We start from the raw sequence: 23,134 nt of genomic DNA, 5'->3' as shown, positions 1-23,134 counted from the left end.
TCACTTAGTGGCCTTTTTTATTGTTTAATGAAACTACATTCTTAATTTTTCAATCGTTTTGTTAAAAAACCATAAATACCTTAAAATACAAACCCTATTACAAGGTAGAAATGCCAACAGACTATTAAGTAAAAAGTCATTGTAATTGAATGATAATAAAACATTATGGCGCCTAAAGTATTTTTCATGAAGTGTTTTTTTTCTAAACCCCAAAGAATCCATTGTCTTACTGAAACTAACCTTCCTATTCGCTCACCTTATAAATCACAGGATGATCTCTATAAATTAGGTCGCGCTATAGCCTCTGGTGAGGAAATTTTACTTCCTGAATATAAAAGAGTACAAAATTTCCACAAGCGATTGAGCGAAAATGCCAAACTTATTCTTCATACCTTTCACACTAGCGATATTTCTGCACGGAACAATGAAACCATTGCGCCATCTGCTCAATGGCTCATTGATAACCATTATACTCTTGACAAAACTATCCAACAACTACGCCGCAGCTTATCCAAATCTTTCATTAAACAGCTTCCTCTATATAAACAAAAAAAAGAAATACCACGCATCTTTGCTTTAGCTTGGCTTTACATTGCTCATACGGATAGCGGATTTTCACAAGAAACACTCACAGCTATGATCCGTGGATTTCAAGATGTGTGTGCCCTCACTATTGGTGAATTATGGGCATTACCTTCTATTATACAAATGTTACTAATTGAAAATGCACGTCGCCTTTCATTATGTATTGAAAAAGAACGGTATATGCGCCATCTTGCTTACCAAGTAGCTGATCAAATTTCTCTTGAAAAAAATAAAATAAAACTACAAACTCTTCTTTCTTTGCATGACACATGGGTTTCTGACTCAACTTTTTCAGCTCATTTGTTTTATTGCCTGCGGAGTACACCTTTTAATTCAACAACAGCATTAACTTGGCTTGAAGAGCAATTGCATAGCCAAAACACCAACCTAGAAATTGTAACAGCCGATGAGCATAGTCGACAAGCTGCGGACGGTGTAACCATGAGCAATATTGTTCGTGCTCTTAAAGCTATTGATGACGTTGACTGGACAATATGGTTTGAAACAGTTAGCGTTGTAGATTCTATTTTGCGTGAAAATAGTGATTTTTCCGAAATTGATTCTCACTCACGTAATATCTATCGACAAGCGGTAGAAAAAATTGCACGCATTTCGCCTCTTAGTGAGCTGGAAGTTGCACGCAAAGTTATAGATATGACACATTCTTCCCCCGAAATTACTTCTCACCATAACAGTTTTTCTATTGGGTGGTATCTCGTCGATGATGGGCGTTGTGTGTTTGAAAAAGCTTGTGGATGCAATCAATTTTCTCTCGTGAAATGGATACAAGCTTACTGTTATTCAAAGATCAGGACATTTGTAATTCCTGTCTCTTTTTTAACATTCGTTCTTTTACTTTCAGTATACATTCTATTACGAACATCTGAAATCACACCATGGATGCTCCTCCTTTTCACCGCGTTAGCACTTTTTCCTGCTATGGATGCTGCTTTTGCCTTCTTTAATACCATTATTTCATGGGTTATCCCACCGAGAGAACTTATTGGTTATGAATATAAAGACGGTATCCCTCAACATGCACGCACAATGGTTGCAGTACCTACTTTAATCACATCACGCGATTATATTGATGAACAAGTGCGCAATCTTGAAGTACACTATCTTTCCAACTCCAAAGGCGCCATTCATTTCGCACTTATCACAGACTGGATAGACGCTTCATTAGAAGAAACGCAAGAAGATCTTGATCTTTTGCACTATGCGCAAAAAAGTATAGATAAACTTAATAACCGTTATTATCGTGATGATATTCCTCTATTTTTTCTTTTACATCGTCGACGCCTTTATAATACTAGCGAAAACTGCTGGATGGGATGGGAACGCAAACGGGGCAAGCTCCATGAGCTTAATCTGTTATTAAGAGGCAATAAAAACACAAGCTTTTATTCCCCAAGTCCGCATCTCCCCATGGATTGCCGATTTGTGATGACGTTAGATTCAGATACCCGTCTAACCCCCGAAAGCATCAAAAAACTTGTTGGAAAACTCAATCATCCACTCAATCACCCTGTTTTTGACCCACAAAGTGGAAATATTATAAAAGGCTACAGTATCTTACAACCTCGTATTACACCTTCTCTTACGACAGGAAAAGAAACATCAATTTTACAACGTGTTTTCTCCACTAACCGTGGTATTGATCCTTATGTTTTTTCTGTTTCTGATACTTATCAAGACCTTTTAGGAGAAGGAACATTTATTGGCAAAGGTCTTTACAACATTGATACGTTTGAAAAAGCACTTGATGGAAAAATTAAAGAAAATACAGTTCTTAGTCATGATCTTTTGGAAGGAGGTTATGCACATACTGCATTTGTTAGTAATGTAGAAATAATCGAGGACTATCCAACAGCCTATAATATTGATGTTATCCGTTATCACCGCTGGATTCGTGGTGATTGGCAGCTATTACCTTACCTCTTTTCTCGCCGTAAAATCAGTTCTATTACACGTTGGAAAATGCAGGATAACCTGCGCCGTTCTCTTACACCTCTCATGTGGTTAATAGCAGCAACCGCAGGGTGGTCTTTTTTACCATTAAAGATAGCAATTATCTGGCAAATATTCTTGCTGTTTAGTCTCTTTATTTCACCAATTTTAGGTGTATTACAGACTCTTATTCCATCCAATGTTGATCAATCTTGTTTCTGCCAACTCCAGTCAATTTTAAATAAAGCTACCCTTACATTAGCAGACATATTTCTTAAAGTTACATTTCTTGCTCATTCAGCTTATTTTATGACTGATGCGATTATCCGAACACTTTATCGCATGAACATTTCAAAAAAACATCTCCTTGAATGGAAATCTTCAGCTACAACAAAATCGCTTCCTAACAGTTTGCGATTCTATGTCCTGATGATGTGGCCGGCATCACTTATTGGTGTTATCACCGTATCTCCACCCATATTTTCTCACACTCTCACAAGCTTCATCGCTTTACCTTTCGGGCTATTGTGGTTTTTTTCACCTTTGATTGCATGGATTGTCAGCCAACCCTCAACGTTTCAAGATACCCTTAAGCTATCCCCAGAGGATAGAAAAACATTACGATGTATTGCCCGACGAACGTGGCTTTATTATACAACCTTTGTCAATGCACAAAATAATCACTTACCACCTGATAATTTCCAAGAAGATCCTGAAGCTCTTGTTGCTCAGCGTACATCCCCTACTAATATTGGGGTTTATCTTCTTTCCATTATTGCTGCTCGTGATTTTGGCTGGATTAGTTTGGAAGAAACTATTAAGCGTGTTGAATCCACATTAAACTCTCTTGAAAAAATGGAAAAGTTTCGTGGCCATCTCTATAATTGGTATGCAACGGACACACTTAAACCTCTCTTACCAACTTATGTATCAACTGTTGATTCAGGAAACCTTGCTGGCCATTTAGTAACACTCTCTTCAGGCTTACATAAATGGTCTGAAACACCTTATATTTTTTTGCAAAGTGATCAGGAAGGCTTATGCGATGTAAATACTATTCTTGAGGAAACTGTCAAAGAAATTCCAGATAATCAATATATTCCGCGTTCCTTACGCCAACAAATAGAAGAGCAAATTGCTTATTTTCATTGTACTGCCAATGTTCTTCTTACAAAAAAGTCAGATTCTATCGCTGCCTGCATTCTTAACCTTTCTCATATTGCCAATAATGTCCTACATTTAATAGGTGAACTTGATCAAAAAATCCAAACGGTAGAATCTGCTCGTGCACTATCCTGGGCAAAATGCCTTGTAGAAACCTGTGAAGCTCATCACCATGATATCATCAATAACTACAATACCAAAAAACTAAGCAAAAAATTGAACAATTTAGCTGTAAAGGCACGGCAGATAGCATTTGATATGGAATTTGACTTTTTAAAGCAGCCTAAACGGCATCTTTTGTCCATTGGCTATCGTGTTCAAGAAAATAAGCTCGATGATAGTTGTTATGATCTTCTAGCTTCAGAAGCACGTCTTTCAAGCCTTTTCGCAATCGCAAAAGGAGATCTAAAACTTAAACATTGGTTTCATCTTGGACGATTACTCATCCCAATCGGTTGGAAAGGCGCTCTTTTATCATGGTCTGGATCCATGTTCGAATATCTAATGCCGTCTCTCATTACACATGAACCTTTAGGATCTATATTAGATCAGACCAATCGATTGATTATTCGTCATCAAATACAATATGCTCATAAGCGAGGGTTACCATGGGGTATTTCAGAAGCTGCATTTAATGCGCGCGACCATTTAATGAATTATCAATACGCTAATTTTGGTGACCCAAACCTCGGACTCCAACGTGGTCTCTCACGCAATGCTGTTATTGCGCCCTATGCTAGTCTTTTAGCTGCACAATACATGCCTGCTCATGCTGTAACAAATTTAAAGCGACTTCGTAACCTTGGAGCCTTAGGAGTATATGGTTATTACGATTCCGTTGATTTCACCCCTTCACGTGTACAAACAGGCAAAAAATACGCTATTGTACGTAATTATTATGCACACCATCATGGCATGTCCATTCTTGCTGTTAATAATGTCATTTTTCAAGGACGTATGCGTGATCGGTTTCACTGTGATCCTGTCATTGAAGCTGTACAATTTTTATTACAAGAAAGAGCTCCGCATCACATTCCTATCATTCAGACCAAAACTGTTAATAATATGCGCAAAAATGCTCAAGAACTTGACGAAGCTCCTTTGCGTATTATTACGAACCCATTGCTTAAACCACGCTCAACTTTGCTCTTATCCAATGGTTTTTACTCTATTATGTTAACGGCTAATGGTTCTGGTTACAGTCGTTGGCACGATTATACGATTACACGCTTTATTCCTGATATGACAGAAGACCAACAAGGTACTTTATTCTTTCTACGTGATACGCATAGTGGGCATTGGTGGTCTGTTACCAGTGAACCAACACGTATTGTTGAAGAAGAAGGGATCAGCATTTTTACAGATGAAAAAGCTGAATATACAAAAATAGTTAATGGCATAAAATCAACACTTGAATGTCTTGTTACTTCTGAAGGCAATGGCGAAGGCAGACGTATCCAACTTATGAATACAACAAACAAAGATCGCTTTATTGAAGTTACATCTTACGGTGAACTAGCACTAGCAACAATGGATACGGATTGCGCTCATCCTATTTTTTCGCGCATGTTTATAGAAACAGAAATTGCTGAAGAAGGAAGAACAATTTTTGCCAAAAGACGTAAACGCTCACCCCATGATCCTGAGATCTATATTGCTCATTTTGTCACCTGTACAACTGATATTATCCAAGAAACAGAAGCTGAGACTGATCGTGCGCTGTTTATTGGCCGAGGTCGATCCCTTCATAGACCCGCAGCATTCGATCAAAATGCACGATTCAGCAACAGTCAAGGTTGTGTTCTTGATCCGATCGTCTCTATTCGATGCTATATAAAAATTCCAGCATATGAAAAAGCAGAACTTATTTTTTGGACTTTTGCAGCCAATAAAAAAGAAACATTGCTCAATCATATCAGACACTATCGACAACCCGACATATTCCCGCAAGAACTTTCAATGGCTTGGACACGCTCACAAGTATCATTATACCAAAAAGGCATCCACCTTAAAGATGCTATTACTTACCAAAAATATGCAACACCACTTATTTACCCCAACCGAACATGGCGTCTTCCTTCTGCAATATTAGCAAAGACTCTTGGAAAAAAGTCTGATCTTTGGCCAATGTCCATTTCAGGCGATTATCCTATCTGTCTTCTCAGATTAAATAATGAAGGAGACATAACTGTATTACGTGAGCTACTTAAAGCACATGAATATTGGCGTACGCGCAAACTAACTGTTGATCTTGTCATCCTAAACGAACAAGCATTTTCTTATACACAAAATACGCAATGCGCTATTGAATGGATATGTGAACCTTACCGTCAACATATTAACAAAATTGATGAACACCAACATATTTTTACACTTCGACGCGATCAGTTGAGCGAGCAAAGCTTTCAGACACTCCTTGCATCGGCTCGCATTATCCTTCAGGCTAAAAATGGATCTTTGTCTGAACAGCTTAAACATCATATTGATGATAGTAATTTTGATCTGGCAACCCATAATAGTCAAGAATTGCATTATGAATTACACTACAAAAAATGTAACAAAAGAAAACAGATAATAGCACAAACAGAGCAAAGCTCTTTTGCTTCCATTGGTCTTATCAGTGAACAAAAATCACCCTTTTCTCCTGCTTATGGAGAAGATCTAAAATATTGGAATGGTTATGGTGGTTTTAATGAGCATAATTATTATATAACACGTCTTAACGGATCCAATACCACACCACACCCGTGGATTAACATCATTGCTAACCACAATTTTGGCTTTCACGTGTCTGCTGAAGGCGCACTTTTTACTTGGGCTCAAAATAGTCGTGATTATCAATTAACCCCTTGGGCTAATGATCCCATTTCTAACCGCCCAGGAGAAGCTCTTTATATTGTAGATCGTTCTTCTTTAACCCGTTTTTCTCCTGTTTCTGCTGTAGAATGTAATGAAAATGTTGAATATGAAGCGTGTCACGGTTTTGGATTCTCAACTTTTAAATCCACACATTCAGAGATCGCATTAGAACTCACTCATACTCTCAATCAAGAAAAACCTGTTCGCCTTTCTCGTCTTATACTCAAAAATGAAGGAACAAAACCACGTAGCTTACGTCTTTATAATTATGTTGAATGGGTTTTGGGAAATGTCCGCACAAAATATGCCCCCTTTATTATTCCTTCTTATGATTCCAAATGCGGTACACATTTCATTCAAAATCCCTATCATATCGAAAAGTCACAACGAGTGGCATTTTTATCAGCATCCGAAATGCCAACCAGCACCACCACTAATCGCACTGAATTTATTGGCTCAACAGGAACAGTTACACATCCGCATGCTATCCGCAAAGCTGGTGCTCTATCAAATACGATTGAAGCAGGATGTGATCCTTGTTCGGCATTCACCTATGATATTGACCTGTTACCAGGACAAAAAAAAGAGATAATATTCTATCTTGGCAGTACTGAAAATATGCAAGAAGCTGAAAAATTGCTAGATCAAGTGCGCACAAGTGATTTTGAAATTTTATTAGAGAAACAAAAGCAACAATGGAGTAATTTCGTTTCTCCTCTCCAAGTAAAAACACCAGATCCCTCTTTTGATATTATGGTCAATAATTGGCTTCCTTATCAAATCCGCTCATGCCGTATGATGGCACGTGCAGCTTTTTATCAAGCCAGTGGTGCATTTGGCTTCCGAGATCAGTTGCAAGATAGCTTGTCTTTATTATTGCTGGAGCCACAAATCGCACGAGAACAATTGTTACATGCTGCAGCGCACCAATTTCCAGAAGGTGATGTTCAGCATTGGTGGCTTCCTGATACTAACTCTGGCGTCCGCACACTGATTTCTGATGATATCGTTTGGCTCGTATATGGAACAGCGCTTTATGTCAACACCACTGGTGACTATGCATTTCTTGATACCCAAATTGCTTTCATTGAAGGAAACCCTCTCAGTACAGGTCAGCATGATGCTTATTTTCAACCCACACAATCTCCAAAAACTGCAACACTTTATGAACACTGTGTTTTAGCTTTAAATCTTGCGATCAAACGCTGTGGGCCACATGGACTTCCACTTATTTTAGGCGGTGATTGGAATGATGGCATGAATTTAGTAGGCATTGAAGGAAGAGGAGAAAGCATTTGGTTAGGATGGTTTCTGGGCATCACATTAAAAATATTCATTGATCTAGCCAAAACACGTGGTGATAAGGCTCATGTAAAAGTATGGAGTACATATCTTAAACGTTTAACAAAAGCTCTAGAAAAAAACGGTTGGGATGGAGCTTGGTATAAACGTGGTTATTTTGATGATGGAACTCCCCTTGGCTCTAAAATCAATGATGAATGCCAGATTGATACAATTGCTCAATCTTGGGCTGTCATTTCTCAAATGGCCTCGCCTGAACGCCAAAAACGAGCTATGGACTCAATGCTTAAGCGGCTTTACGATGAAAAAGGCAAACTTATACGTCTTTTTTGGCCGCCTTTTGATAAAAGCACCCTCGAACCTGGCTATATAAAAGGTTATCCGCCAGGAGTTAGAGAAAATGGTGGTCAATATACTCATGGCGCTATTTGGAGTATTTTAGCACTTGCTGAAATGGGTGAAAAAGACAAAGCTTATGCTTTGTTTTCGATGATCAACCCAATTACCCATGGGAACAATCCAGATATTTATCGTGTTGAACCCTACGTAATAGCTGCAGACATCTACGCAACTGAACCACGCCGTGGGCAAGGTGGTTGGACATGGTATACAGGTTCAGCCGGTTGGTTTTATCACGCTGCAATACAAGCTATTCTTGGAATTCACCGTCAAGATAATCTGTTATTTTTACACCCTAATTTGCCTTCTTCCTGGCCAGAATATGAAGCAAAAATGCAATTTGATAGCGCTGTTTATAAAATTAAAGTCAAATGGGGAAACCAAAATACACTCAGTGTTAATGGTCAAAAACATGCCGAAGTTTGTGGAGGGATAAAATTAGAAAAAACCGGCAGACATAAAATTATACGTACTCTTAAAGCTCAACAACCGAAAAAATAACAAGCTTTTTCTCCCTTGCCCAAAACCACAAAGCTGCTATAATTATTTACACTTTCCTATGATGATTACATTTGTGCATCATAATCTTCAATGTTCCCAGCTTAAAGAAAAAAGGTCATGGATAATACGGATATTGCGAGACGTGTTTACAATCATACTTGGAAACTGGATCCAATTATTCGTTCACTTCTTGATACAGATTTTTATAAGCTTCTTATGGTACAGATGATCTGGGGACTTTATCCAAATGTAAATGTTACTTTCTCCCTTATAAATCGTAGCAAAAAGATACGTCTTGCCGATGATATCGATGAAGGTGAATTGCGTGCTCAACTTGATCACGCTCTTAGTTTACGCTTTACTAAAAAGGAAATGATTTGGCTCGCTGGCAACACATTTTACGGACATAAACGAATTTTTGAACCAGATTTTCTTCACTGGCTCGAAGATTTTCAATTGCCAGAATATGAACTCACCCGCAAAGATGGCCAGTATATTCTGCATTTTTATGGTTCGTGGGCTCATAGTTCCATGTGGGAAATTCCTGCTCTTGCCATTATCAGTGAATTACGGTCACGTTCTGCTATGAAAAATTTGGGTCGTTTTGCACTCGATGTACTTTATGCGCGTGCTAAAGCAAAAGTATGGAGTAAAGTTGAACATCTGAAAAAATTGCCTGATATTAAAATATCTGACTTTGGCACAAGACGTCGTCATTCTTTTTTATGGCAACGCTGGTGTGTCGAAGCATTAAAAGAAGGGATTGGAGATTCTTTTATGGGAACTTCTAATATCCTTCTCGCCATGGATACAGATTTAGAAGCTCTTGGTACAAACGCGCATGAACTGCCCATGGTCATCGCTGCTCTTACAAATAATGATAAAGAATTAAGCAAAAGCCCTTATCAAGTCTTGCAAAGTTGGAACCGTTATTATGGGGGCAATCTTTTAATTGTTCTGCCTGATACATTTGGTACAGAAGCATTTTTACGCAATGCACCAGATTGGGTAGCGGATTGGACAGGTTTCCGACCTGATAGTGCCCCCCCCATTGAGGGAGGAGAACGCATTATTCAATGGTGGAAAGAAAAAGGAAAAGATCCACGCGAAAAATTATTAATCTTTTCTGATGCACTTGATATCAATACCATTGAAAAAACTTATCATCATTTCCATGGTAGAGTGCGTATAAGTTTTGGATGGGGAACAGATCTTACTAATGACTTTGCAGGCTGCGCTCCCCAAGAGATTACAGCCTTTGATGCTCTTTCTCTTGTGTGTAAAGCCACCCATGCCAATGGTCGGCCAACTGTAAAACTTTCAGACAATCCTGAAAAAGCTATTGGTGACCCACAAGAAATACAACGTTATCTCAATTTTTTTGGTAATGAAAAACGTATTGCTAGACCTATAAAGGCTTAATCACTACAACTAATTTGTATAAAAAACAGTCCTGAATCAGTAATTTATCAATACCAATTGATAATATTTCTTTGTTTGCTATTAATTTTCACAAAAGCAATATTTTTACGTCAATGTGATCTATTATTTTGTTAGTCAAAAAAATATTTTTTAGATATTTGGTTAAGGTATTTGCGCATAATACCTTCCGCTTATTAATAAATACTCTATCAGAATATCATCGTAACCAAGTGCATATGTGCCTTAATTTAAAAATAGTAATGTAAGAAACAGAATAGAAGAACTAAAAAGTAGAGATATACCATCACAAAAAATGATAGCAGCTACCAACACACTGAATACTAAAAAACTTAAAAATATTGAGATAAACTCTTTCTATTCCTACCGCTTAATAAATAAACTGAAAATACGATGATTATCCAGCTAATAATAAAAATGTTAATGATGAACGAAAAAGTACTATGAAAAAACTGATAAAATACCTCGGCAATAATACGTGTTACAACGTATTCCATCATAACTACCGCTTCGTGATATTAGAATAGAAAATACGTAAAAATCAGGTGTCTTAAAATTTTTTTGTTCTCTAGCATTACTTCCATCTTCTATGAAAGATAATTATAATCTCTCCCTGTTTTCTAAGCTTTGGCAGCATCTCTATGTCCAATAACGTTTTTACTAATTGATATAGCCTCTTAAAAAAATATAGAGCTTTGTACTTTGAGAATTATTTCTAATTTTTAAACAGCCAAAATAAATTTTCAGAAAAAAACAAAAAGGCTGCAGAATAAATCAATGCAGCCTCTTAATCAGGAATGCAGTGCTAAGGGGGGGAGAAAATAACTGCATCCATATGGCTAGACATTAGGAGGAAAAAATCTAGCACTTCCTTTGTCTAGTTAAAAGAAATATCATAGACAATGCATAAAAATGCATAACTGATATGCATTATAATATTTAAATTTCATGCACCGTACTTCGACGAAAAAAAATCGATATAAAAATAACGATAAAGATTAGTGTTAAAATTAACACAATTGTAGAAGCAGAATCAGAACCAATAAATAAGCTTAGATAAATTCCTAAAAAACCAGAAAAAGCTGCAACAAGCACAGCAATCATCAACATAAAAGAAAACTTCTTAGTGACAAGATAAGCAATCGCTCCTGGTGCTATTAACAAAGAAATAACCAAAACAATACCAACAGCTTTTAAAGCTGCAACAATAGTAAGAGAAATCATCATTAAAAGAGTATAGTGGAGCAAAGATATTCGTAACCCCACTGCACGACCTTGAACTGAATCAAAAACATACAGCATAAAATCACGCCATTTTGCTCCTAAAATAAAAACAACAACAGCCGCAATTATTGCAGTTTGCATAATATCCAGCCAATTAACACCCAAAAGATTACCAAATAAAATATGATTTAAATCTAAGCTACTATAAATAGCTGTTGCCAAAACAAGCCCTAAACCAAACATAGATGAAAAAACAACACCCATCACTGTATCCTGTTTGAGGCGGCTATTACTTCCTAAAAAACCTGTTGTGATAGAACAAATCATACCCGCAATAAAAGCGCCACAAGCGATCAAAGTCATGGTAACATTCGCTGGACGCATATGTTGAAACCAAGCAAATGGTAAAGAGGTCAAAAACGCTATTGCCCATGGTGTTGCCATATAACCAACAACGACCCCAGGAAAAACCGCATGGGAAATTGCATCGCCTAAAAGTGCCCATCCTTTCAAAATAAGAAAACACGAAAGCATCGCCATTGGAACAGAAAGGATAACAACAATAACCATACCTTTAAGCATAAAAGAAAACTGAAAAGGTAATAATAGATAATCTATCATGATATTCACATACTTTTTGCTGCTTTTATACGTAAGCGTGCAGCAATAAAACCGTGTTTAGGCGCAAATACAAAGGCCAGAATAAACAGAAATGCTTGAAAGAGAACAACAACACCACCTGTCTGTGCATTCAAAAAATAACTCACGTAAACACCTAATACGCTTGTAAAAGTTCCAATCACAACAGCAATAATCAAAATATTCGCAAAACGATCACTTAAAAGATAAGCTGTTGCCCCTGGCGTTACGACAAGACAAATAACCAAAAAAGCTCCCACTGTCTGCATAGCAGCAACAGTACAAGCAGCAAGAAGTGCAAAGAAAAGCATTTTTAGGAATATTACATTTAATCCAATAGCACGTGCATGCGTCTCATCAAATAAAGAAACGAGTAAATCTTTCCATTTCAAAAGCAATATAAGCAAAGAAAAAAAGCTAATAAAAGCCAACTGTAAAATATCTGATGAACTAACTGCCAAAATATTTCCCAAAACAATTACATCAATATTAACGGCCATCGGTTTTAATGATTTTAGAAATAACCCAAAAGCAAAAAAGGAAGAAAAAATCAAACCAATGATAGTATCTTCCTTCAGTTTTGTTCGATTATTAAAAAAGAGCATCGCTGCCGCAGCAAGTCCACCAGAAAAGAAAGCTCCAAGCGAAAAAGGCAATCCTAAAAGATATGCTCCTGCTACTCCAGGTACAATTGAATGGGATAGCGCATCGCCAATCAATGACCAACCTTTCAACATCAAAAAAGCAGAAAGAAAAGCGCAAACACACCCAACTAACCCTGAAACCCACATTGCATTAACCATATATTGATAGCTCAGCGGTTCAAGTAACCAAGACATCATGCAACGTGCTCCATTCTTTGAATATGCTCAAGAACTAAAGGCTGTTCATCTCTCATGAAAACATCATTTTTTTTTATGCCTTGAAAATCAAAAATATTGGAATGCAAAGCACCGCCAAAAGTTTTTTCAAGATTTTTCTCTGTAAAGACTTTTTCTGTTAACCCAGAAGCTAAAACTGTTCCTTTTATTAAAACCGTGTGATCACAAAATTCACGAACAGAGCCCAAATTGTGAGTAGATACCAATATCACTGCGCCTTCTTTACGCATATCTTGCAACAAAGAAATAATTTTATCTTCTGTTGTAACATCAACCCCTGTAAATGGCTCATCTAATAAAATGGCTTTTGCTTTCTGTGCAAGAGCACGCGCTAAAAAAACACGCTTTTTCTGCCCACCAGAAAGTTCACCAATTTGACGCTTAGCAAATGCCAACATATCAACGCGTTCTAATGCAACCCGAACAGCTTCATAATCCTGTTTTCGTGCATAGCGAAAAAAATTCATGTGACCATATCGTCCCATTAAAACAACATCTTCAACGAGAACAGGAAAATTCCAATCAACATCCTCACTTTGAGGAACATAAGCAATAAGGTTTTTTTTCAAAGCCACTTCAATAGGCAAATCCAAAATACAAATTTTTCCCTTTGAAGGTTGTACAAACCCCATAATAGATTTAAATAACGTTGATTTTCCCGATCCATTGACACCAATCAATGCTGTAATAGAACCTCTTGGGCTTTCAAAACTTACTTCGCGCAAAGCTGTGTATCCATTACGATAAGTAACTGTTACGCCCTGAGCCAATATTCCAGTTTCAGTCATTTTCCCTTTACCCCATCCAATAAAACATTGACAATTCGTGTGCTCGTAACACGTAACAAATCAATATAAGTTGGCACTTCACCATCTTTCTCACTTAGTGAATCGACATAAAGAACACCACCGTATTTAGCACCTGTTTCTCTTGCAACTTGCTTAGCAGGTGCTGGAGAGATGGTACTCTCGGAAAAAACTGCATGGATATTGTATTTCCGAACCATGTCAATAACATACTTAACTTGCTGTGGTGTTCCCTGCTGATCAGCATTAATTGGCCATAGATAAAGCTCTTTCAAATCAAAATCACGAGCCAGATAACTAAACGCGCCTTCACTGGTTACAAGCCAACGTTTATCTTTTGGCAATAACCCTAATTCAGCTTTAATGGGATCAATCATTGCACGAATCTTCTGCTTATAAATTTCAGCATTTTCCTTATAGATGGAAGCATTATCAGGATCGTACTTTATAAAAGCATCACGGATATTATTAACATAAATCAAAGCTGAGTCCGGTGACATCCACGCATGAGGATTTGGCTTCCCACTGAAAGGCCCTTCACCAATTTTAATCGGTACAATACCTTTTGACACGACAACACTTGGAACATCTTTGATGTTTTGAAAAAATTTTTCAAACCAAAGCTCTAACTCTAACCCATTCCACAATATAAGATTTGCTCCTTGTGCCCGCATAAGATCGCGAGGTGTAGGTTGGTATTCGTGAATTTCAGCACCTGGTTTAGTAATTGACTCAACATCAGCTGCATCACCCGCCACATTCCTCGCCATATCAGCAATTATAGTGAAAGTCGTAACAGCTTTAAATTTGTTAGCACACAATGCAAAATTGGGTGCAAAAAAAATAACACTCCCCACAATTATGAAAAAAAATGTTCTTACGTTCATTGATTCTCTCTTTATTGCTAATGATTTGCATTAGTATTTAGCATTAGCAGTTATTCTCTATATTGGCAATGAAGGATTTTTATATAAAGAGTGGTTTTAAAAATATTCTTTCTTACCGCAAAAAAAACAGATATTTACTTTAAAGAGAGTGCGGTTAGTATGACAAGACTTACTTCATAAAGCTCATAAGTCTTAATTTTTTTAAAAAATAAGGATGCACTTAAACGTGCTTCCACTTCATAAAAATAATCTGAAAAAAGAGGATAAGACTCAACAGCGTAAATATGCACCTGTCTTCTTGGTAACATTTTCCACCACCTTCAAAGAAAGTTCTTCTAGATCTTTATCAGTCAAGGTTCGTTCAGTAGGTTGGATAGAAATTTCAATCGCAATCGATTTTTTATCTTCACCAAGCACTGAATCTTCAAAAATATCAAAAATTTGCACTGAATGAATAAGCTTTTTATCCACTTCACTCGCAGCACGAACAATGAGAGAAGAAGCTATAGTTTTATCAACTACAAATGAAAAATCACGCCGAACTATTTGAAAAGGTAATAGTTTTAAAGAAGAACGACGTTTTGTTACCTTTCTTCTTGGCTTTGGAATCTCATCAAGAAAAACTTCAAAACCACATAAAGAGCCACTGACATCTACTTTCTCCAATGTAGCAGGGTGCAAAACACCAAAAAAACCAAGAACCACTTTTGATCCAAGCTTTATTATTCCTGAACGACCAGGATGATACCAATCAGGGGCTCCAGCTTCAATTTGAGTCTTACCAATATCTATACCGCATGCTTCTAAAACAGCCAATGCGTCTGCTTTAGCATCAAACACATCAACTGGAAGCATATTACCATTCCAAAAGCGCCCTATTCCTTCAAATCGTTCAGTCCCACGACGAATGCCACCAGCAACATATCGTTGTTTATCAGGTGTATCACCTTCATAAATGTTAGAAACTTCAAACAAAGCAAGATCTGAAAAACCACGATCAGCATTTCTCTGAGCAGCCATAAGCAAACCAGGTAAAAGAGAAGGACGCATGACTGACATATCAGAAGCAATAGGATTAACTAACTTAAGCTTCTCTTGAACACCTCCAAAAGCAAGCGCCTGACTTTCAGAAATAAAAGACCATGTTATCGCTTCCTTCATACCACGATGCACTAAAGCCAAACGAGCAACACGTGAACAAATCTGCAAGCTCGTTAGAATTTGATCTTTTCCTTCTGCTAAATCTTCCAGTGGAATTGGTTTAATTTTATCTAATCCATAAATCCTTATCACCTCTTCCACTAAATCAGCTTTACCACAAATATCAAGGCGCCATGTTGGCACTTTAACTGTAACAATATCTCCTTCTCCTTCTACGCAAAACCCAAGCTGCATTAAAATACTAATGACTTTCTCACGTTCTATTTCTAAATATGTCAAACGCTTAATTTCAGAAAAAGGAAAGGTAATCTGCTTTATTTCTGGCTGTTTATAACCAACAGTTCTAGCCTTGGATACTTCACCACCACAAATACGTAAGGTTAATTCTGTTGCGACCTCAAGTCCTGTTTCCATAAAAGCTGGATCAACACCGCGTTCAAACCGATAACGCGCATCACTGATAAGTCCTAAAGCACGCCCAGTCTGTGCAATATTCTGTGCATCCCAAAGCGCCGATTCAATAATAACACGGCGTGTCGTTTCATCACAGCCTGTTCTCTCTCCACCCATGATACCTGCAATTGAAACGACCCCCTCTTCATCTGCAATAACACAATCCTTAACACTTAAATTATAAACTTTGCCATTAAGCGCCTGAATCTGTTCACCTTCGCGCCCACGACGCACAATCAAATTTCCCTTAATCTTATCTGCATCAAAAACATGAATTGGACGTCCAAGATCAAAACTTATATAATTGGTCATATCAACTAATGCATTAATTGGTCTTAGACCAATCGCACTTAAACGTCTCTGCATCCATTGTGGCGATACACCGTTTTTAACATTGCGCACTTCACGCCAAGAAAACCCTGAACATAATGATGCATCTTGTGGAAAATCTAAAGAAACGTGTAGTGGCACTTCAAAGGAAGAGATAAATTGTGAAAGGGATAATTTTTTTAACCGTCCAATTCCAGTGGCAGCAAGATCGCGTGCAATACCACGAACACCTGTGCAATCAGAACGATTAGGTGTCAAACCAACATCAATGATCGGATCGTCTAAACCTGCATAAGCCGAAAAAGAAGCTCCTATAGGAGCATCTTCTGGAAGCTCAATAATTCCTTCATGCTCATTCGACAATTCAAGCTCTGCTTGTGAACACATCATCCCAAAGCTTTCAACACCACGGATTTTCCCTACAGATAAAATCGCATCAAGCCCGGGGACATAAGTATTAGGTAACGCAAGAACACCAACAAGCCCAGCGCGTGCATTTGGTGCCCCACAGACAATTTGCAAAGGAGTACCAGATCCCGTATCAACCGATAAAATCTGTAACTTATCTGCATTAGGGTGCTTAACTGATGTTAAAACCCTTGCAATTAAAAAGCCCTTTAAAGAAGAACGATCATCAACATGATCAACCTCAAGCCCAATCTCTGTTAATTTATCGCAAACTTTATCTAAAGGCGCATCTGTTTCTAAGTGATCTTTCAACCAAGATAATGTAAATTTCATTTTAAAACCTCATATGAAAGCTATGAAAAGATCACATATTTTTTAAATTAGAAAAAAAGGTAGATACATCAAAGAAACGAAAACCATAATGGTCTAACCAACGTAGATCAGCATCAAAAAAAGCCCGCAAATCAGGCATTCCGTATTTCAACATAGCAATGCGATCAATACCCATTCCCCATGCAAAACCCTGATACTCATCGGGATCTAGACCAACACTTCTCAGTACATGAGGGTGCACCATTCCACACCCTAATATCTCCAGCCAATCTTTACCTTCCCCGAACTTTACTTCTGAACCAGAGCGATCACACTGAATATCCACTTCCATAGATGGCTCGGTAAAAGGAAAAAAGGATGGACGAAAACGCATCTTCACAGAAGAAACTTCAAAAAAAGCTCTACAAAAAGTCTCATGACACCACATCATGTGTGCAATGGTAGATGCTTTATCAATTACAAGACCCTCTACCTGATGAAACATTGGCGAATGAGTCGCATCCGAATCCATACGATAAGTTTTACCAGGAATAATGATTCGTATTGGAGGCGACTGTTTTTCCATCGTACGAATTTGCACAGGTGAAGTATGTGTGCGCAATAATTTTCTCTTTTCCGTTTTTTCAGCACTCAAAAAGAAAGTATCATGCATTTCGCGAGCTGGATGACCTTCAGGAAAGTTTAATGCAGTAAAATTATAATAATCTGTCTCAATATCTGGTCCCTCTGCAATTGAAAAACCCATATTCATATAAATAGCTATAATTTCTTCAATCACCTGCGAAATAGGATGAATACGCCCTCGTTCAACAGGCGAAGAACGAACAGGTAAGGTTATATCAATTGTTTCGCTAGAAAGACGTGCATCCATTGCTTGTCGTTTAAGAACATCACGCCTTTGCTCCCATAATTTTAAGATACGATTTTTTAATCCATTAAGAACCGGCCCCAATTTATGGCGTTCTTCGGCATTCATTTTCCCCAATGCCTTTAATTGTTCAGAGATGCTTCCTTTTTTTCCTAATGCCGCAACTCGCACTGCTTCAAGTGCCTGTTCATCATTCGCAGCCTCTAAAGCTAAACAAATTTCTTGTTCCAGACGCTCAATATCATTCATCTTTTTGCCTATTTTCTGAATAACAAAACCCCGCACTAGTAACAACCAGTACGGGATCTTAAAATAAATGCTTTAAGAGGACATAACTGGCTTATTTAACAGCGCCTTCAAAAGCATTAGGCGTTGTGTCCTTCAAGTATTCCAAAGCCTTCTTTGCAGAAACCACCAAAGCTGAGAATGCTGCTGCTTCATGAACTGCTATATCAGAAAGAACCTTGCGATCGACCTCAATACCAGCTTTTGATAAACCATCAATCAAACGTCCATAAGTCAATCCTTCTGCACGAGCAGCTGCATTGATTCTTTGAATCCACAAAGCGCGGAAAGTGCGCTTTCTATTTTTACGATCACGATAAGCATACTGCTTGGAACGATCAACTGCTGCTTTAGCCGCACGAATAGTATTTTTACGCCGACCGTAAAAACCTTCAGCCTGTTTAAGAACTTTCTTATGCTTAGCGTGAGCTGTAACACCTCTTTTTACACGTGCCATAATGATACTCTCCTAAAAATCAAAAGCGCAAAGCTTAAAGGCCATTCGGCAAATAATATTGAATGATTTTTTTAGCATCTGGTTCAGTAAGAACCATTGTTCCACGTGCATCACGAATAAACTTATTAGAACGTTTAATCATACCATGACGTTTACCTGCAGCTGTTGCTTTAACATTACCTGATGCAGTAATTTTGAATCGCTTTTTAGCGGATGACTTGGTCTTCATTTTGGGCATTTTGCTACTCCACAATCTTTTAAAATCGATCAAGCTGACCAAAGCTTGAACAAGCACCTAAACAGCCACGGCATGCCCTGCCGGGCGGTTCCAAATATTACTTCCATAAGTCACTATACATAAAATAGCAAGGCCGTATCAAAAAAAAATCGGAGCTCCATTTCCTTGAACTTCAACCAAAGGTGCTGGAACTGCATTTGTTTTAGTTGCTGCTTTACATAAATCAGCAATGATACATTGGCTACACTGTGCTTTACGTGCTTGACAAATATAACGACCATGCAAAATAAGCCAATGATGCGCATGACGAAGATAACGAACCGGTATAATTTTTAGCAACTTTTTTTCTACAGCCTCTGGTGTTTTGCCGGGAGCTAAACCAATACGATTTCCAAGACGGAAAATATGGGTGTCTACTGCCATAGTAGGCTGTCCGAAAGCAACATTCAAAACAACATTAGCAGTTTTACGTCCCACTCCAGGAAGTGCCATAAGCGCTTCACGATTATCAGGTACTTGACCACCATAATGGTTAATTAAAACACCACAAAGCGCACAAATATTACGTGCCTTTGCACGCCACAAACCAATTGTACGAATATGGCGTGCAATTTCTTTTTCTCCTAATGCCATCATTTTTTCTGGCTGATCAGCAAGACGAAATAATTCTTTTGTTGCCTTATTAACACTAACATCTGTCGCTTGAGCTGAAAGAATAACTGCAACCAAGAGAGTAAAAACATTGGTATAGATAAGATCACTCTTTGGAGTAGGACGTTGAACAGAAAAACGACGAAATATTTCCGCAATTTCACTTTCTCTGTACAATATTCCAGTCACTTTTTCCATCTTTGACAATTTTATTGTTTTCTTAATCATTGAACTCTCTCATCTTTTCTCTTGAAGTTACCACTCACGCTCGCCATATGAGAAGAATGCAGCAGACACTTTTTAGAGTTTAATCAAATAGCCGCTTTGAAGAGGAGACTCACAATGGCACATGTGACGCCTTTCTCCAATCCCTTCCTTTTAGGATTTGAAACTGTGGAGAAAACATTGCGACGTATTGGTAAAACTGATGAGGCCTACCCAGCCTATAACATTGAACGTTTGCACAAAAATGATGGTGTAAATCATATACGCATAACTTTAGCTGTTGCTGGATTTAAAGTCGATAATCTCAATATTTTGCTAGACGACAATCAACTCATTGTTCATGGTAAGCAAACAAACAATCAAAACCACCAATATTTATATCGCGGTATAGCTGCACGTCAATTCCAGCGTATTTTTGTTCTCGCTGAAGGAATGCAAGTTACAAATGCTGAATTGAAAAATGGTCTTTTATCGATTAACCTGTACCAACCAAAGCCAAAAAAACAAATAAAGCAGATTCCAATTGAAGCAGATTTCGATTAAAATTAGTAGTAGTGAGTAATACAAAGTCAAGGCGTAAAGGAACAGTGAAATGGGAGAACATAAACAAAACTTGTCGTTGCAAGAAGACACAACCCATTCTGATGCGAGGCAGATTGCTTATTTAAAAAAGGTTTGTACAGATGATCTAGCAAAAAGCTTTCCAGACCTGCCACCAATGACTCCAGGCATTACAATATGGGCTCTTTTTGGTGAAACAGGTTATCCTATCATTTTATCTGATGAGCGTTCCGTCGCTCTTGCAGGAGCAAGTGAGCATGAATTGCAAATTGTAACTCTACACTAGATGCTTCATAACAATAACTAGACATTTTTATAAGTTCTCTACTTAAATGGAGTAGGAGCTTTTTTTATGAATAAACCAAAAGAAAGCGATTCTAATTGCAGAGAATTATCCTTAATCTCCCATTATTCCCGCTATTAAATATCGTTACTTTTCTGGAGCAATAGATTTATCTCTTTCTCCTTTAACAAAGCGAAATTTTCACTGATCAATACTGTAATTGAACCTTTTTAAGATCGAATCAATTTCAAAACCAACTTTACCCCTTATTTATTTTTCACAATCTTTCTTAGCGCTGGCCACATGCCCTTAACTGCTGTTCATAATGGTTAGAAATTCTTGCCATACGCTGCGCCGCTTTTGAAAGTGCTGCGGGTACATAACCCCTACTGCGAGCATAAGCGCTATGTCCCATATGATAATTTAAATAAAGGTTATACGCATCATCAAACCGAACACCATTGCGTCGAACACTTTGGCTATGATACCAAGCAATAAAATCAGCTGCATCCGCAAAATTGGAACGCCTTGCAAAAGACTTTCCTGTAGAACGGCGATACATTGCCCATGTACCATTAAGTGCTTGAGGATAACCATAAGCCGTTGATCGACGCTTCCATGGAATAAAACCAAGCAGTTTTGTGCGCGGTGGACGTGCATTATGGCGAAAGCCCGATTCCATATTAATAGTCGCAAGAATGATAGGCATAGGAATTCCATAGCGCATTTCTGCTTTTTTAGTATCCTTCCTCCAATTGTTAAAAAAACTACTCTTTTGAGCTAAAATAGCACACGCATTGTTTGTATGTAGAGGAGGTTTTGTTGCACACCCTCCTAATAAAAGCGCAAATATTCCTAAAGAAACAAGATGCCTCATTTTTGTTTATCCCTCCTAAGTTCTATTGAAGATAAAATATAGGTATTTAAAGAATCTTCCAACCGATAAAGATAGAATCACATTTTGTTATAGAAACAGGCTTGGCTTTACTCTTCATCAATCAAACGCAATGTTTGCGACTGAACAGAAGCTGACATTTGCGTTGGAACAGCATTATTCTCTTTCAACTCAAAAGCTTCAATGCGATTAGCCCGTTTCATAATTTTAGAGGATGATGTTAAAATTGCCCCAATATCTTCGTCCACTTTGTAAAAGTGTTTCTGTAAAGCACGAACACGCGTGTCCATTCGTTGAAAATCTTCCATCAATTTTGCTACTTCCGACTGGATTAAATGCGCTTGTTCACGCATACGTGCATCTTTCATAATGGTCTGTACAACCTGAACAGATAACATTAACAAAGATGGCGATACAATAATCACATGAGCACGATTAGCTTTTTGTACCAACAACTCAAAATCTTCATGGATTGTTGCAAAAATTGATTCCGATGGCACAAAAAGAAAAGCAGTATCATGCGTTTCTCCAGGAATTAAATATTTTTGAGAAATATCTCGGATATGCACTTCCATATCAGTACGAAATTTACGCTCTTCTTCTTGACGTTCTTGAGATGATGATGCCTTACGCATTGCATTCCAAGCCTCTAAAGGAAATTTAGCATCAATCACAAGAGAAGGCGTTTTATTAGGCATATAAATAAGGCAATCTGGTCGCTTTCCATTTGAAAGAGTTGCTTGAAAAACATAAGAATTAGCTGGTAAGGCATCAGCAATAATTGCTTCCATACGCCCCTGACCAAAAGTACCACGTGTTTGTTTATTGTTTAAAATTTCCTGTAGCTGAACAACTTTTCCTGTAAGCGATTGAATATTATTTTGTGCAGCATCAATCACTGCTAACCGTTCTTGCAAACGCGTTAAATTGTCATGGGTAGATTTTGTCTGCACCTGAAGAGTCTGACCCAAATTGGTCGTCATTACATTGAGCTGCTCACGAATAGACTGATTTAGCTCAGACTGTCTTTTACTAAAAATTTCAGCCATTGCTTGCATACGCCCTTGCATCTCAGCCTGTGTTTTTAGCAGTGCCGCCATTTGCATTTGCGATTCATAAGCGCGTTCAGCTATTTCACTTTCCAAGTGTGCCTTTTTTTGATAATAGCGTATCAGTATAAAAAATACTAAACATGCTAATAAAAGCACGCCTACCAGTTCTAAGAAATGCCCACCAAAGAACATAAAAGAAAAAAACGAATCAGCCATAAAAAGTGATATAGCAGCTCTATCATAAAAAAGCGCAAAAATCTATTATTCAATATTGACCCATAACAAACCAGTGATTAA

The 23,134-nt window shown here is 37.8% G+C and carries 15 protein-coding genes; 4 read left to right on the top strand and 11 right to left on the bottom strand.

The genetic code is table 11. The annotated features are described in order from the left end of the window. Positions 1-165: 165 nt before the first annotated feature. Both WCP78_RS01565 and pncB read left to right on the top strand, forming a co-directional pair. Positions 166-8,760: a glycoside hydrolase family 94 protein gene (locus tag WCP78_RS01565; protein ID WP_336278757.1), complete on the top strand. Its 8,595-nt coding sequence runs from the start codon at positions 166-168 to the stop codon at positions 8,758-8,760. A 117-nt stretch (positions 8,761-8,877) separates the two neighbouring features. After that, a complete protein-coding gene (gene pncB / locus WCP78_RS01560) occupies positions 8,878-10,182 on the top strand; it encodes a nicotinate phosphoribosyltransferase (RefSeq protein ID WP_336278756.1) in 1,305 nt (434 codons plus the stop codon). Positions 10,183-11,139: 957 nt separating this feature from the next. On the opposite strand, the gene WCP78_RS01555 is transcribed toward pncB, so the two are convergent. From WCP78_RS01555 to nth, 9 genes are all read right to left on the bottom strand, one after another. Next, a complete protein-coding gene (locus WCP78_RS01555; RefSeq protein WP_336278755.1) occupies positions 11,140-12,045 on the bottom strand; it encodes a metal ABC transporter permease in 906 nt (301 codons plus the stop codon). A gap of 5 nt (positions 12,046-12,050) precedes the next feature. Further along, positions 12,051-12,905: a metal ABC transporter permease gene (locus WCP78_RS01550; protein WP_336278754.1), complete on the bottom strand. Its 855-nt coding sequence runs from the start codon at positions 12,903-12,905 to the stop codon at positions 12,051-12,053. Then, a complete protein-coding gene (locus WCP78_RS01545) occupies positions 12,902-13,732 on the bottom strand; it encodes a manganese/iron ABC transporter ATP-binding protein (RefSeq protein ID WP_336278753.1) in 831 nt (276 codons plus the stop codon). The genes WCP78_RS01550 and WCP78_RS01545 overlap by 4 nt, the downstream gene beginning before the upstream one ends. Beyond that, complete coding sequence (locus tag WCP78_RS01540) at positions 13,729-14,637, bottom strand: metal ABC transporter substrate-binding protein (RefSeq protein WP_336278752.1); 909 nt, start codon at positions 14,635-14,637, stop codon at positions 13,729-13,731. Before WCP78_RS01540 ends, WCP78_RS01545 begins: the two co-directional genes overlap by 4 nt. 270 nt (positions 14,638-14,907) lie before the next feature. Continuing rightward, entirely contained in the window at positions 14,908-17,322 is a 2,415-nt protein-coding gene (pheT, locus tag WCP78_RS01535) for a phenylalanine--tRNA ligase subunit beta (protein ID WP_336278751.1), read from the bottom strand. A gap of 31 nt (positions 17,323-17,353) precedes the next feature. Then, complete coding sequence (pheS, locus tag WCP78_RS01530) at positions 17,354-18,439, bottom strand: phenylalanine--tRNA ligase subunit alpha (RefSeq protein ID WP_336278750.1); 1,086 nt, start codon at positions 18,437-18,439, stop codon at positions 17,354-17,356. A gap of 91 nt (positions 18,440-18,530) precedes the next feature. After that, the gene (gene rplT / locus WCP78_RS01525) at positions 18,531-18,932 is read right to left on the bottom strand and encodes a 50S ribosomal protein L20 (RefSeq protein ID WP_336278749.1); all 402 of its coding nucleotides are present in this window, start codon (positions 18,930-18,932) and stop codon (positions 18,531-18,533) included. 34 nt (positions 18,933-18,966) lie between these two features. After that, positions 18,967-19,170 (bottom strand): 50S ribosomal protein L35, encoded by a 204-nt coding sequence (rpmI, locus tag WCP78_RS01520; RefSeq protein WP_336278748.1) that lies wholly within the window; start codon positions 19,168-19,170, stop codon positions 18,967-18,969. Between the two features lie 138 nt (positions 19,171-19,308). Then, positions 19,309-20,049, bottom strand: coding sequence for an endonuclease III (gene nth, locus WCP78_RS01515; RefSeq protein ID WP_336278747.1), 741 nt, complete (start codon positions 20,047-20,049; stop codon positions 19,309-19,311). Between the two features lie 114 nt (positions 20,050-20,163). Here nth and WCP78_RS01510 point away from each other — a divergent pair, with 114 nt between their 5' ends. Beyond that, positions 20,164-20,589, top strand: coding sequence for an Hsp20 family protein (locus WCP78_RS01510; RefSeq protein ID WP_336278746.1), 426 nt, complete (start codon positions 20,164-20,166; stop codon positions 20,587-20,589). 49 nt (positions 20,590-20,638) lie between these two features. Further along, the gene (locus WCP78_RS01505; protein WP_336278745.1) at positions 20,639-20,893 is read left to right on the top strand and encodes a BQ00720 family protein; all 255 of its coding nucleotides are present in this window, start codon (positions 20,639-20,641) and stop codon (positions 20,891-20,893) included. A 286-nt stretch (positions 20,894-21,179) separates the two neighbouring features. On the opposite strand, the gene WCP78_RS01500 is transcribed toward WCP78_RS01505, so the two are convergent. Both WCP78_RS01500 and WCP78_RS01495 read right to left on the bottom strand, forming a co-directional pair. Continuing rightward, the gene (locus WCP78_RS01500) at positions 21,180-21,767 is read right to left on the bottom strand and encodes a transglycosylase SLT domain-containing protein (protein ID WP_336278744.1); all 588 of its coding nucleotides are present in this window, start codon (positions 21,765-21,767) and stop codon (positions 21,180-21,182) included. A gap of 107 nt (positions 21,768-21,874) precedes the next feature. Beyond that, positions 21,875-23,053 (bottom strand): DNA recombination protein RmuC, encoded by a 1,179-nt coding sequence (locus tag WCP78_RS01495; RefSeq protein WP_336278743.1) that lies wholly within the window; start codon positions 23,051-23,053, stop codon positions 21,875-21,877. Positions 23,054-23,134: the final 81 nt, after the last annotated feature.

Source organism: Bartonella occidentalis, assembly GCF_037070875.1.
Taxonomy (GTDB): Bacteria; Pseudomonadota; Alphaproteobacteria; order Rhizobiales; family Rhizobiaceae; genus Bartonella.
This window is presented reverse-complemented; position numbering and strand designations above follow the sequence as displayed.